We start from the raw sequence: 11,298 nt of genomic DNA on the forward strand, positions 1-11,298 counted from the left end.
TGTCCTTCAGTGGTGGGTGTGCGGGTTCAGGCGCGCTACGACATGCAGCCGGTCGGCGTCCGTGGCCGATCCGGGCAACTGGCCCTCGCACCAGGGCGGTTCGGTGCGCGGTCCGGGGCCGTCGTACAGGTCGAGGACCTCGAAGCCGTGCGCGGCCAGGAAGTGGCGCAGCTCCAGCGGGAACAGCAGCCGCCAGGCGGAGCGCTGCTCGACGGGCGGGGAGCCGTCGTCGGACGTCCATACGCGGATACGGCGCAGGAGTTGGGCCGTGCGGTCCACGGTCAGGGTCGTCGTCGACCGGTAGGCGGTGCCCTGCCAGACGAAGGCGTTGACCTTGGGTGTGTCTAGGAGGTCGGTCCGGCCGAGGAAGTAGGCGCCGTTGCGCATCTCCGCGACGAGCAGTCCGCCCGGTGTCAGGGCGCGGCGGCAGGAGGTGAGGAAGCCGTCGAGCTGGTCGTTGGTGTGGCAGTACAGCAGGGAGCTGTCCAGGCAGACGACCGCATCGAACGTGCCCAGGTCGAAGCTGTGCAGGTCGGCCCGGACATACGCCGGTCCGGGGTGCCGGTCGCGGGCGTGCGCGAGCATCGTCTCGGAGAGGTCGGCGCCCGTGACCGTACGGCCGGCCTGGTGCAGATGCCCGGCGTCGCGGCCCGTCCCGCAGCCCATGTCCAGCACGCGGGGCCCGGCGCCGTACCGCCGCAGGCAGTCCTCGGCCCAGCGTCCGGCGAGCCGGTCGGGGTCGGGGAAGCGGGCCTCGTACAGCTCGGGGTTGTCGGTGAGGAGGTTGCCGTTCGTCATACGGCGCTCCGTTCGGCGACCGGTACCGGGATCACCGGGAGGGCGTTCCGACGGTGCAGCCAGGCGACCCCGCCCGCGGAGGCCAGCCCGAAGAGGGCGCAGCACAGCCACGGAAGCCGGTCTCCCGTGTCCATGGCCCAGCCGACGACGGTGTTGCCGACGGCGGCGGCGACGCCCGAGACGACGTAGAAGATCCCGAAGTAGGTGCCGGTCAGTTCGGGGCGGCCGAAGCCGGGGATCAGTTCCATGACGAAGGGCGAGGCGATCATGACGCCGAGGTAGAGGAGCAGAGTGCCGAGGAGTACGGGGAGGGCGGCGAGCAGGCCGGTGTGCTGTGTCGCGAAGGCGGGGGGCACGAACGCCAGGCCCATGAGTGCGAGTCCGGCCGCGATCCAACGCGGTCTGCTGCCGCGGGACTTGAGCGAGCGGGTGATGCGGAGCTGGAACGCGAGGTTGGAAACGGTTCCGACGAGGAAGACGAGGCCTGCCGCGCCCTCCCAGCCGGTGGCCTGCCGGGCGCCCTCAGGCAGCAGCAGGTAGAGCTGGTTCTCCAGGGTGAACATGCCGACCATGGCGAGCGCGAAGGCCAGGAAGGCGCGGTTGCCGACGACTTCCCGCCAGTCGGCGAGGACGCCGCCCTTGCTGGGCTCCACTTCCCGCGCGGGCAGCACCAGGGCCTGGGCCACGGTGAGGGCCGCGAAGATGCCGGCGGCGGTGAGCGCGGACGTGCGGAAGTCGACGAGGAGCAGGGCACTGCCCAGCAGTGGGCCGATCAGCGCACCGGTCGTCGCGAACACGTTGAAGAGCGCGAACGCCTCCGCCTTGCGCTCCCCCGCCTCCTGCGAGAGATACGCACGCACGGCCGGGTTGAACAGCGCGCCCGCGAGCCCGCTGAGCACGGACGCGGCCAGCAGCACCGGCAGCCCGTCGCCGAGCGCGAACAGCGCGAACCCGACCGTCCGCAGCGCACACCCGGCGATGATCACGCCACGCGCGCCGAGCCGGTCGGAGGCCGAGCCACCGATGATGAACAGGCCCTGCTGGCTGAGGTTGCGGACCCCGAGGACGATGCCGACGACGGCCGCCGACATGCCGAGGTTCTCGGTGAGGTGGGTGGCCAGGTACGGGATCAGCAGGTAGAAACCGGTGTTGACGCCGAGCTGATTCACCAGCAACAGGCGTACGGCGAGCGGGAATTGCCGTATCTCATGCCACGTCTTCACGGGCCGCCACCTCCTCCACGCCGAGCCCCGGCAGGTCGGGGGCGCGTACGAAGCCGTCGGTGCCGCCGATCCCGGTCCACGGGTCGTGGGCGAGCAGCAGATGTCCGTCGAGGTCGGCCCAGCGGGCGCGGTCGGCAAGGTGAACGGCGGGTGCGAGGCCGAGGCTGCTGGCGGTGAGACAGCCGAGCATCAGCTCGGTCCCGCTGCCCTCGATCAACTCCGTGATCCGCAGCGCCGCGTGGACGCCGCCGCACTTCGCGAGCTTGACGTTGACGCCGTGCACACGTCCGGCGAGACGGCGGGCGTCTTCGAGGCTTACGGCGTCCTCGTCGGCGATGACCGGCAGCGGGGAGCGCTCGGCCAGCTTGCCCAACGCCTCGGGGTCGCCCGGCGCGAGGGGCTGCTCGACGGCTTCGACGCCGAGGTCCGCGTAACGCGGCAGCAGGGCTTGGGCCTGCGGCACGCTCCAGGCGCCATTGGGGTCGAGGAGCAGCCGGGCGCCCGGCGCGGCGTCGTGGATGATCCGTACGCGTTCGACGTCGTCCTCGGGGTCGGGGGTGCCCGCCTTGACCTTGATGACCTGGAAGCCGCTGGCGGCAAGACGGCGGGCCTCGGCGGCGGCCTGCGCGAGGGAGGTGATGCCGATGGTGCGGGCGGTGGCGGCGACGGGGGCAGCCGGGGCGCCGAGGAGGCGGTGGACGGGAATCCCTGCACGCTTGCCGACCAGGTCGAGCAGTGCGGCCTCGACTGCGGCGGCTACCGCCGCTGGGATGGGCCACCCCTGCTTCAGGTCCTCCAACGCGCTTTCGGGGTCGGGGAAGCGGTTGAGGTCGACGGTCGCGAAGTGCCGTCCCAGGGTGTCGGTGTCGAGGCCGTAGTACACGCTGGTGACGGCTTCTCCATGGCCGTACAGACCCTCGTGTTCGATCGTCAGCCATACGGCGTCGCGGGCGGACATGGTGGAGCGAGAGATGCGCAACGGCTCGGTAAGGTCGAGACGTACGGTGCGCAGGGTGGCCTTCACAGGGTTTCTTCCGGGGAGTGGAGCGGATCGGTCACGCGGGTGCAGCGGGCCCAGCCGGTGGCCTCGGCGGCGCGGGGGTGCGGGATCTCGACGGGGCGGGTGGCCGCGGTGGACGGGTCGATGCCGTGGGCGGTGGTGAAGTCGTCGTCGTAAACGGTTCCGAGGTAGCGGTGCGGACCGTCGGGGAAAACGGTCGCGACGACCGCGCCGGAGTGGACGCGGGCCGCCCAGGCGGCGACGCGCGCGACCGCGCCGGTGCTCCAGCCGCCGCTGACGAAGCTGCCCCGGGCGAGCCGGCGGCAGCTGTCCACGGCCTCGGCGGGGCCGATCCAGTGGACCTCGTCGAAGGCGTCGTAGGCGACGTTGCGCGGGTGGATGCTGCTGCCCAGGCCGCGCATCAGCCGCGGCCGGGCGGGCTGGCCGAAGATGGTGGAGCCGGTCGCGTCGACGCCGATGAGGCGCAGGGCGGGCCAGTGGCGGCGCAGCGGGCCGATGATGCCCGCGCTGTGTCCGCCGGTGCCGACGCTGCACACCAGGACGTCCAAGTGGTCGAGCTGGACGGCGAGTTCGGCGGCGAGGGTGGCGTAGCCGGAGTTGTTGTCGGGGTTGTTGTACTGGTCCGGCCAGTAGGCGTCGGGCAGGATCGCGAGCAGTTCGCGCAGCCGGGCGAGGCGTGCGGCCTGCCAGCCGCCCACCGGGGCCGGGCGGTCGACGATCTCCAGCCGGACGCCGTGCGCGCGCAGCAACTGCCGCATGGACGGCTCCAGTTCACTGTCGCCGACCAGGACCACCGGGTGGCCGAGCGCCTGCCCGGCGAACGCGAGGCCGATGCCGAGCGTGCCGGACGTCGACTCCACGACCGGTGCGCCGGGCCGCAGTTCGCCGCGCTCACGGGCGCCGAGCAGCATCGACACGGCCGCCCGCGCCTTCATCCCGCCCGCCGCGAGCCCTTCGAGCTTGGCCCAGAAGCCGGGGTGGGGTCCGGGCAGGCCGGCGGTGATGCGGACGGTCGGGGTGCGGCCGAGCAGATCGAGCAACTCCGGGCGGGCGACGGCCCGTACGGCGGTGGTGGTCATCGGTCACCCCCGCGGTAGCGGTGGATCGCTCCGGGCCCGCCGTCCAGCCAGAAGAAGGGGTACGGCTCCGCGCACACCGCGCTCACGCCGTGCCCGAGGAAGCGGGGCAGTACGGCGCTGCCGGTCTGCGCGAACATCACCAGCTGCTTGCCGCGCCGGAGGGCGTGGAGCCGCAGCGGTTCGAAGGTGCCGTTGCCCAGGGTCATCCCGGACACGAGCAGCGCGTCACAGCGGCAGGCCGCGGCGAGCGCGTCCCCGACGACCTCCTCGCCCCACTCCGTCGCGCCGCCCTTGAGGTCGCACGGCACATAGCCGAGCCCGCGCGAACGCAGCGCCTCCAGCAGGGAGTTGACCACGCCGACCACCAGCACGGTGGCCCCCGGCGGCAGATCGAGCAGCTCGACGACGGCCTGCGCGCGGGCCCGGGACTTCTCCAGCGAGGTCCCGGCGGCCAGCGGGACGGGACGGGCTCCGTTGGCCGGGGTGTGCGGGGTGACATGCATCAGGTAGGCGTCCAGCGCGGCCACCCGCACGGGCAGCAAGGGATGCTCCAACAGCCGCGCCACGTCCGCGCCGACACAATCGTCCAGTGCGCCGTCGGGCAGCGCCCCGGGTTCGACAGCACAGGAGCCGACGGCCTCCGCGAGACGCAGGCTCAGGACCTCGTTGCGGTAGCCGGTGCCGCGGCCGTCGTGCCGTACGGCCTGACAGGTGGTGAAGGCGACGGCGATGCGCAGGGTGGCCGGGTCCGGGCCGAGGTCGCCGGCGCGGACCCGGCGTATGAGGTCGTCGAGGGCGGTCGTGACGGTCTCGGTGGGGGTCACGATCCCGGTGGCGGTCGACGCCTGGGTGGCTGTCGACGCCTGGGTGGCTGTCGACGCCTCGATGGTCGATGCCGTCTCGATGCCGGTCACCGCCTCGGTGCCGGTCACGGTTTCCGTGGCAGTCACCGCCTCAGTGGTCGTCGTCGCCTCGGTGGCGGTCACCGTCTCGGTGCCGGTCATCGCCTCAGTCGCGGTCACCGTCTCGATGCCGGTCATCGGATCACCAGCCCCGCCCGTAGCGCGGCCAACAGTGCCTCGACGCGGTCGCGGGCGCCCGCTCCCTCCGTGTCGCCGGCCATGACGTGTCCGAGGTACTCGTTGTTGCTGCCGGCTGCCTTCACGGTCTTGCCGGGCTCGGCGAGCTGTAGCTCCAACACGCTGGTGGCGTCGTGCAGTTCGCGTCCGTCCAGGGCCTCCAGCGTGCCCGCCGTGTGGGGGACGAGGAAGCCGATGGCGGCGCTGCGCAGCCCGGTGTCCGTGCGGTGCAGGTCGGGTGTGCGGCCGAGGGCGACCTCGACGAAGGCGGCGGCGAGGTCGATGCCGGTGACGTGGCGGACGAGTTCGGTGATGCGGTTTCCGGCGGGCCGTGGGTTGACCTCGACGACGCGGGGACCGGCGGAGGTCAGCTTGATCTCGGTGTGGGCGACCACGCCGTCCGTCAGCCCGAGGGCCTTCAGGGCGCCGAGCGCGGTGTGCTCGGCGGCCTCGGTGTCGGCGGGCGTCAGCGCGGCCGGGAACATATGGCCGGTCTCGATGAAGGCGGGGGCGCCGCCGATGCTCTTGTCGGTCACGCCGACCACGTGGACCGCACCCGCGTGGGAAACGGTCTCGACGCTCACTTCGGGGCCGTCCAGCAGCTCTTCGAGGAGGACGACGGGTGCCCGGCGCTGCCCGCGCGCATTGACCGGGAAGTCGCCCAAGTCCCGTACGGCCGCCGCGAGTTGCGCCTCGTCGTCGACCCGCCGTACGTACATGCCCGCGCACAGGTCGACGGGCTTGACCACCAGCGGGTAACCGATCTCCCCGGCGGCCCGCGCGAGATCGGCCCACTCCTCGTGGACGGCGAAACGCGGCTGCGGCAGACCCGCGTCGGCGAGGACACGGCGGGTGGCGTCCTTGCGGCAGGCGTTCTCCACCGCCTCGGGGCCCGGGCCGGGCAGACCGAGGTGTCCGGCGATGCGCGCCACGGTCGGCAGGTAGTAGTCGCAGGACGTGAGCACCCCGTCGAAGCCGAGCGCCACGTGCAGCCGCTCGACCTCGGGCAGCAGGGAGTCGACGTCGTTCGTGTCGGCGGTGATCACATGGCGGGCGCCGAGCAGCGGATGCGCGGTCCCTTCCGGCGCCGACCGGAGGTAGTGGTGCAGGTCACGGGTGAGGAACGTGAACTCGTGCCCGCTCTCCCGGATCGCTCTCGGCAGCAGTCGGCTCATGGAACCGACCCAGCTCTCGACCATCAGCAGATGAGCCACAACTCCCCTTTTCCCACAGGTGTTTCAGACGTCAGGGCAGCCCGGAACCCCCTCGGACGGGAGGGCGGCCGGGTCTTGACTCGGCCACGTTATCGATAATCATTTTCATTGTCATCTGAAAACAACATCATCTTGGGGTTCCTTTTGCCCGTCTTCACCCGCTCCGCGGCGATACTGTGCACCCTCGCGCTGCTCCCCACCGCCGCTCCCGCCGAGGCCGCGCCACCGACACCGGCCGTCCACTTCGGCGACTGCCCCGACTCCGTCCCGCAGCCGCCCGCCCCCGACCGCGTCGAGTGCGGGCGGATCAGCGTCCCGCTCGACCGGCACCACCCGCAGGGACCGCGCCTCACCATCGCCGTCTCCCGGGTCCCCGCCTCCGGCACGCCGGCCGAGCGACGCGGCATCCTGCTGGTCAACCCCGGCGGCCCGGGCGGCTCCGGACTCCCGTACGCGGTGACCAAGCGCGCCAAACTCCCCGAGAGCGTGCGGCGTTCGTACGACGTCATCGGCTTCGACCCACGCGGCATCGGCCACAGCTCACCGGTCGACTGCGGAGACATGGGCGGCCTGTTCGACAGCCCGGGCCCGGAACGCGTACCGGTGGGGGCGACAGCGGAACGGGCCTATCTCGCCTCCCTGCGCGACATGGCCGACGACTGCGCGAAGGGCGCGGGCGGTGTCCTGCCGTATCTGTCCACCGAGCAGACGGCCTACGACATGGACGCGATCCGCGCCGCGCTCGGCGAGCCCAGGACGGGCTTCCTCGGGGTGTCGTACGGGAGTTATCTCGGCGCGGCCTACGCGGCGCTGTTCCCGCAGCGGGTCGGGCGGATGGTGCTGGACAGTGTGGTCGGGCCCTGGGACTGGTACGACTTCGACGTGATCCAGAGCCGGGCGCTGCTGCGGCAGCGGGACACGTTCTTCGAGTGGACCGCCGCCCACGCCGAGCGCTTCGGCCTGGGTACGGACGCGGGAGACGTACGCCGGGCCTATCTGCGGGTACGTCGAGGTCTTGGCGCCGGGCCGGTGGACGGTTTCGGGGCGGCCGAGTTCGACCGTGCCGTCTATCGCGCCCTGGGTCGCACCGAGCGCTGGGCGCCACTCGCCGACGGACTGCGGGCCTACCTCGACGGCGGCTCGACGGACGGGCTCCGGCCCGGTACGGCCTTCGACAGCGCCGACTCCCGCAACTACGAGGCGGCCAACCGCATCGTCAAGTGCGCCGACGGCCCCGCGCCGACGCCGGACCGCGTTCTGGCGGACATCCGCCGCACCCGCCGTATCGACGTGCAGCCGGTCCTGACCGGCATGGAGGCGTCCACCTGCGCCTACTGGCGGTACCGGCCCGCCCGGCGGACTCCGCTCGGCAGCCCCGACGCACCGCCGGTCCTGCTGGTCGCCTCCGCGCATGACCCGGTCACTCCCGTCGAGGGTGCCCGCGCTCTGGGCGAGGTGCTGCCGGGCTCGCGGCTGATCACCCTCGCCGACGACTACTCGCACGGTGTGTTCGCCAGCCGTGGCAACGCGTGTGTGGACGACACGGTGGCGGCGTATCTCGTGGGCGGGGAGGTGCCGGTGGGGGACGTGCGGTGCGCGGGGCCGGGGTTGCCGTGAGCTCCGCCGGTAGTGCCGCGGTTGGCCGTCGATCGTCTGCGGGCTCGTTGTGGCTGGTCGCGCCCACGCGGCGGAGCCGCACATAGACACAGCCCCGCGCCCCTTCGGGGCGCTGCTCACCCGTCGGTGCGCCCCCTGCGGCCGCTTGTCACCACCCCACACCGCGCACTACTGTCACCACGCCTTGGTGAACGGGAAATCGGTGCGATACCGGTGCGGCCCTCGCCACTGTGAATCGGGAAGTCCGGCTCTGGCCCTCACGGGCAGCCACTGGGTCCTCCAGGACCCGGGAAGGCGGAGCACGGGCGGTGGTACCCGTCAGCCAGGAGACCGGCCAAGGCGCGTCAACCATCCACGAGGTGCTGGAGAGGGTCTGCTGAGCCATGCACATTGCCGAGGGTTTTCTTCCTCCGGCGCACGCGGTCGCCTGGGGCGTCGCGTCCGCGCCGTTCGTCGTCCACGGAGCCCGGTCACTCACCCGTGAAGTCAGAGAGCACCCGGAGAGCACCCTGCTCCTCGGCGCCTCCGGAGCCTTCACGTTCGTCCTGTCGGCCCTCAAGCTGCCGTCGGTGACCGGGAGTTGCTCCCACCCCACCGGCACCGGACTGGGGGCCATCCTGTTCCGGCCGCCGGTGATGGCGGTGCTGGGCACCATCACCCTGCTCTTCCAGGCGCTGCTGCTCGCCCACGGCGGCCTGACCACGCTCGGCGCCAACGTGTTCTCGATGGCGATCGTCGGGCCCTGGGCCGGATACGGCATCTACCGGTTGCTCCGGCGGTACGACGTGCCGCTGATGGTCGCCGTCTTCTTCGGCGCGTTCGTCGCCGACCTGTCCACCTACTGCGTCACCAGCGTCCAGCTGGCCCTCGCGTTTCCCGACCCGAGCAGTGGATTCCTGGGCGCGCTGGGCAAGTTCGGGTCCATCTTCGCCGTGACGCAGATCCCGCTCGCGGTGAGCGAGGGGCTGCTCACGGTGCTGGTGATGCGGCTGCTCGTGCAGTCGAGCAAGGGTGAGCTGACCCGGCTCGGCGTGCTGCTCACCAAGAAGGCGAGCACCGAGGCGGTGGCCCGATGAAGCGGAACACGAAGATCAATCTCCTGCTGCTGCTCGCCGTCGTCGCCCTTGCGGTGCTGCCGCTGGCGCTGGGCCTCGGCGACGACAAGGAGGAGCCGTTCACGGGCGCCGACGGTGAGGCGGAGACGGCGATCACCGAGATCGAGCCGGACTACGAGCCCTGGTTCTCGCCGCTGTACGAGCCGCCCTCCGCCGAGATCGAGTCGGGGCTGTTCGCCCTCCAGGCGGCGATCGGCGCCGGCGCCCTCGCCTACTACTTCGGTGTGCGGCGCGGGCGGCGGCAGGGTGAGCAGCGGGCGCTGGCGCGGCAGGGCGCCGAGGTCGCGGCCGGCGACAAGGCCGCATCCGAGGGGGACGCCGCGCGCCACGACAGGACCGCACCCGACGGGGACGCCGCGCGCCACGACAAGGCCGCGCCCGAGCCCGAGGGCGCGCGTGGCGCCGCCGGACAGGTCTGACGCGCGTGCTGCCCATCGACGCGGCGGCGCACAGCAGCCGCTGGCGCCGCCGTCACCCCGTGGACAAGGCCGTGCTCGGGCTCGGCCTCACCGTGCTGGCGATCTCGCTGCCGCCGTGGCCGGGCGCGGCCCTGGTGCTGCTGACCGCGCTCGCCGTGCTGCTGGGCCCGGCGGGCGTGCCCGGCCGCAAGCTGTGGCGTGCCTATCGTGTCCCGCTGGGCTTCTGCGTGACCGGCGCGGCCACTCTGCTGGTGCAGGTCGGCGGCCCGGACGGGTTCCTGACATTGGCCGACGAGGGGCATGTGCGCGCCGGTGAACTGCTGCTGCGCACCTCGGCCGCCTCGCTCGGCGTGCTGCTGTTCGCGTTCACCACGCCCATGTCCGATCTGCTGCCGCGTCTGGTGAAGGCCGGGATTCCCGCGCCTGTCGTCGACGTCGCACTGGTGACGTACCGCATGAGCTTCCTGCTGCTGGACTCGATGCGCCGGATCCGGGAGGCGCAGGCCGCGCGGCTCGGGCACACCACGCGGGCCGCCGCCTGGCGTTCGCTGGCCGGGCTCGGTGCGACCGCGTTCGTGCGGGCCTTCGACCGGGCGACGCGGCTGCAGGCCGGGCTCGCCGGGCGCGGCTACGACGGCACGCTGCGCGTCCTGGTGCCCGAGGCCCGTATCTCCGTCCGCTTCACGGCCGTGAGCGTGGCGCTGCTCGCGACGCTGGCCGCCCTCACCCTCGTACTGGAAAGGCCGCTGACATGAGCACCCTCGCGTGGGAAGGGCCCCTGTCATGAGCGACGCCGCCCTCGTCGCCCTGCGGGGCGCGTCCTTCGCCTACGAGGACGGTCCGGACGTACTCGACGGGCTCGACTTCGAGGTGCGTGAGGGGCGTGCGCTCGCGCTGCTCGGGCGCAACGGCACCGGCAAGACGACGTTGATGCGGCTGCTGAGCGGTGGGCTGCGGCCGCGCAGCGGGGAGTTGACGCTCGACGGGCAGCGGGTGTCGTACGACCGGAAAGGACTGACGCGGCTGCGGACCACCGTGCAGCTGGTGGTGCAGGATCCGGACGACCAGTTGTTCGCCGCGTCCGTCGCGCAGGACGTGTCGTTCGGGCCGCTGAATCTCGGGCTGCCGTATCCGGACGTGCGGGCGCGGGTGGACGAGGCGCTTGCCGCGCTGGACATCGCCGCCCTGGCCGACCGGCCCACGCATCTGCTGTCCTACGGGCAGCGCAAGCGGACGGCGATCGCGGGCGCGGTCGCGATGCGGCCCCGGGTGCTGATCCTGGACGAGCCGACCGCGGGGCTCGACCCCGCCGGGCAGGAGCGGCTGCTCGCCACCCTCGGCGCCCTGCGCGCCGGCGGCACCACGGTGGTGATGGCGACGCACGACGTGGATCTCGCCCTGCGCTGGGCCGACGACACGGCGCTGCTCACCCCGTCCGGAGTACGCACCGGCCCGGCCGCCGAGATGCTGGCCCGCACCGACCTCCTCCAGCAGGCCGGGCTGCGGCTGCCGTGGGGTGTCGCGGTGGCCCAAGTACTCTGCGCGCACGGCCTGTTGGCCGCGACGGCAACGGGCCCGCGCACCCCCGAGGAACTAGCCGCGATGGTGGTGGCCTAAGCGCACCCGGCGAGCGCCCCGAAGGGGCGCGGGGCTGTATCGATGTGCGGCTCCGCCGCGTGGGCGCGACCAGCCCCCACAGACCCGCACACGCCCGACGACCCGCGCCCCCACGG

The 11,298-nt window shown here is 72.6% G+C and carries 11 protein-coding genes and 1 riboswitch; of the genes, 5 read left to right on the plus strand and 6 right to left on the minus strand.

Features of this window, described 5'->3' with window-relative positions; genetic code table 11:
* Positions 1-6: 6 nt before the first annotated feature.
* The 6 genes from AB0I98_RS00655 to AB0I98_RS00680 are packed head-to-tail and all read right to left on the minus strand — an operon-like array spanning position 7 to position 6,414.
* Positions 7-798, minus strand: a complete 792-nt coding sequence (locus tag AB0I98_RS00655) for a class I SAM-dependent methyltransferase (RefSeq protein WP_362933110.1) — start codon at positions 796-798, stop codon at positions 7-9.
* Positions 795-2,021 (minus strand): MFS transporter, encoded by a 1,227-nt coding sequence (locus AB0I98_RS00660; RefSeq protein ID WP_362933113.1) that lies wholly within the window; start codon positions 2,019-2,021, stop codon positions 795-797. The genes AB0I98_RS00655 and AB0I98_RS00660 overlap by 4 nt, the downstream gene beginning before the upstream one ends.
* A complete protein-coding gene (locus AB0I98_RS00665) occupies positions 2,005-3,045 on the minus strand; it encodes a dipeptide epimerase (RefSeq protein ID WP_362933116.1) in 1,041 nt (346 codons plus the stop codon). The genes AB0I98_RS00660 and AB0I98_RS00665 overlap by 17 nt, the downstream gene beginning before the upstream one ends.
* The gene (locus AB0I98_RS00670) at positions 3,042-4,121 is read right to left on the minus strand and encodes a pyridoxal-phosphate dependent enzyme (RefSeq protein ID WP_362933119.1); all 1,080 of its coding nucleotides are present in this window, start codon (positions 4,119-4,121) and stop codon (positions 3,042-3,044) included. The genes AB0I98_RS00665 and AB0I98_RS00670 overlap by 4 nt, the downstream gene beginning before the upstream one ends.
* Entirely contained in the window at positions 4,118-5,161 is a 1,044-nt protein-coding gene (locus AB0I98_RS00675) for a DUF364 domain-containing protein (protein WP_362933122.1), read from the minus strand. Before AB0I98_RS00675 ends, AB0I98_RS00670 begins: the two co-directional genes overlap by 4 nt.
* Positions 5,158-6,414 (minus strand): ATP-grasp domain-containing protein, encoded by a 1,257-nt coding sequence (locus tag AB0I98_RS00680; protein ID WP_362933125.1) that lies wholly within the window; start codon positions 6,412-6,414, stop codon positions 5,158-5,160. Before AB0I98_RS00680 ends, AB0I98_RS00675 begins: the two co-directional genes overlap by 4 nt.
* Positions 6,415-6,546: 132 nt before the next feature.
* Between AB0I98_RS00680 and AB0I98_RS00685 the strand changes: the two genes are divergently transcribed.
* The 5 genes from AB0I98_RS00685 to AB0I98_RS00705 all read left to right on the plus strand — a co-directional run bounded on the left by AB0I98_RS00685 (position 6,547) and on the right by AB0I98_RS00705 (position 11,182).
* A complete protein-coding gene (locus AB0I98_RS00685) occupies positions 6,547-8,031 on the plus strand; it encodes an alpha/beta hydrolase (protein WP_362933128.1) in 1,485 nt (494 codons plus the stop codon).
* A gap of 168 nt (positions 8,032-8,199) precedes the next feature.
* A riboswitch (cobalamin riboswitch) is annotated at positions 8,200-8,385 on the plus strand.
* A 29-nt stretch (positions 8,386-8,414) separates the two neighbouring features.
* The gene (locus AB0I98_RS00690; protein ID WP_362933131.1) at positions 8,415-9,107 is read left to right on the plus strand and encodes an energy-coupling factor ABC transporter permease; all 693 of its coding nucleotides are present in this window, start codon (positions 8,415-8,417) and stop codon (positions 9,105-9,107) included.
* Entirely contained in the window at positions 9,104-9,565 is a 462-nt protein-coding gene (locus tag AB0I98_RS00695) for an energy-coupling factor ABC transporter substrate-binding protein (RefSeq protein WP_362933134.1), read from the plus strand. Before AB0I98_RS00690 ends, AB0I98_RS00695 begins: the two co-directional genes overlap by 4 nt.
* Before the next feature lie 5 nt (positions 9,566-9,570).
* Positions 9,571-10,320, plus strand: coding sequence for a cobalt ECF transporter T component CbiQ (gene cbiQ, locus AB0I98_RS00700; RefSeq protein WP_362933137.1), 750 nt, complete (start codon positions 9,571-9,573; stop codon positions 10,318-10,320).
* A gap of 28 nt (positions 10,321-10,348) precedes the next feature.
* On the plus strand, positions 10,349-11,182 hold the full coding sequence (locus AB0I98_RS00705) for an ATP-binding cassette domain-containing protein (protein WP_362933140.1): 834 nt from the start codon (positions 10,349-10,351) through the stop codon (positions 11,180-11,182).
* Positions 11,183-11,298: the final 116 nt, after the last annotated feature.

The organism is Streptomyces sp. NPDC050211 (genome assembly GCF_040656035.1).
In the GTDB taxonomy this organism is placed as follows: Bacteria; Actinomycetota; Actinomycetes; order Streptomycetales; family Streptomycetaceae; genus Streptomyces.

Excerpts from the sequence above, each read along its gene's own strand:
- AB0I98_RS00655 (WP_362933110.1), bottom strand. The coding sequence starts at position 798 with ATGACGAACGGCAACCTCCTCACCGACAACCCCGAGCTGTACGAGGCC.
- AB0I98_RS00670 (WP_362933119.1), bottom strand. The coding sequence starts at position 4,121 with ATGACCACCACCGCCGTACGGGCCGTCGCCCGCCCGGAGTTGCTCGAT.
- AB0I98_RS00675 (WP_362933122.1), bottom strand. The coding sequence starts at position 5,161 with ATGACCGGCATCGAGACGGTGACCGCGACTGAGGCGATGACCGGCACC.
- AB0I98_RS00690 (WP_362933131.1), top strand. The coding sequence starts at position 8,415 with ATGCACATTGCCGAGGGTTTTCTTCCTCCGGCGCACGCGGTCGCCTGG.
- AB0I98_RS00695 (WP_362933134.1), top strand. The coding sequence starts at position 9,104 with ATGAAGCGGAACACGAAGATCAATCTCCTGCTGCTGCTCGCCGTCGTC.
- AB0I98_RS00705 (WP_362933140.1), top strand. The coding sequence starts at position 10,349 with ATGAGCGACGCCGCCCTCGTCGCCCTGCGGGGCGCGTCCTTCGCCTAC.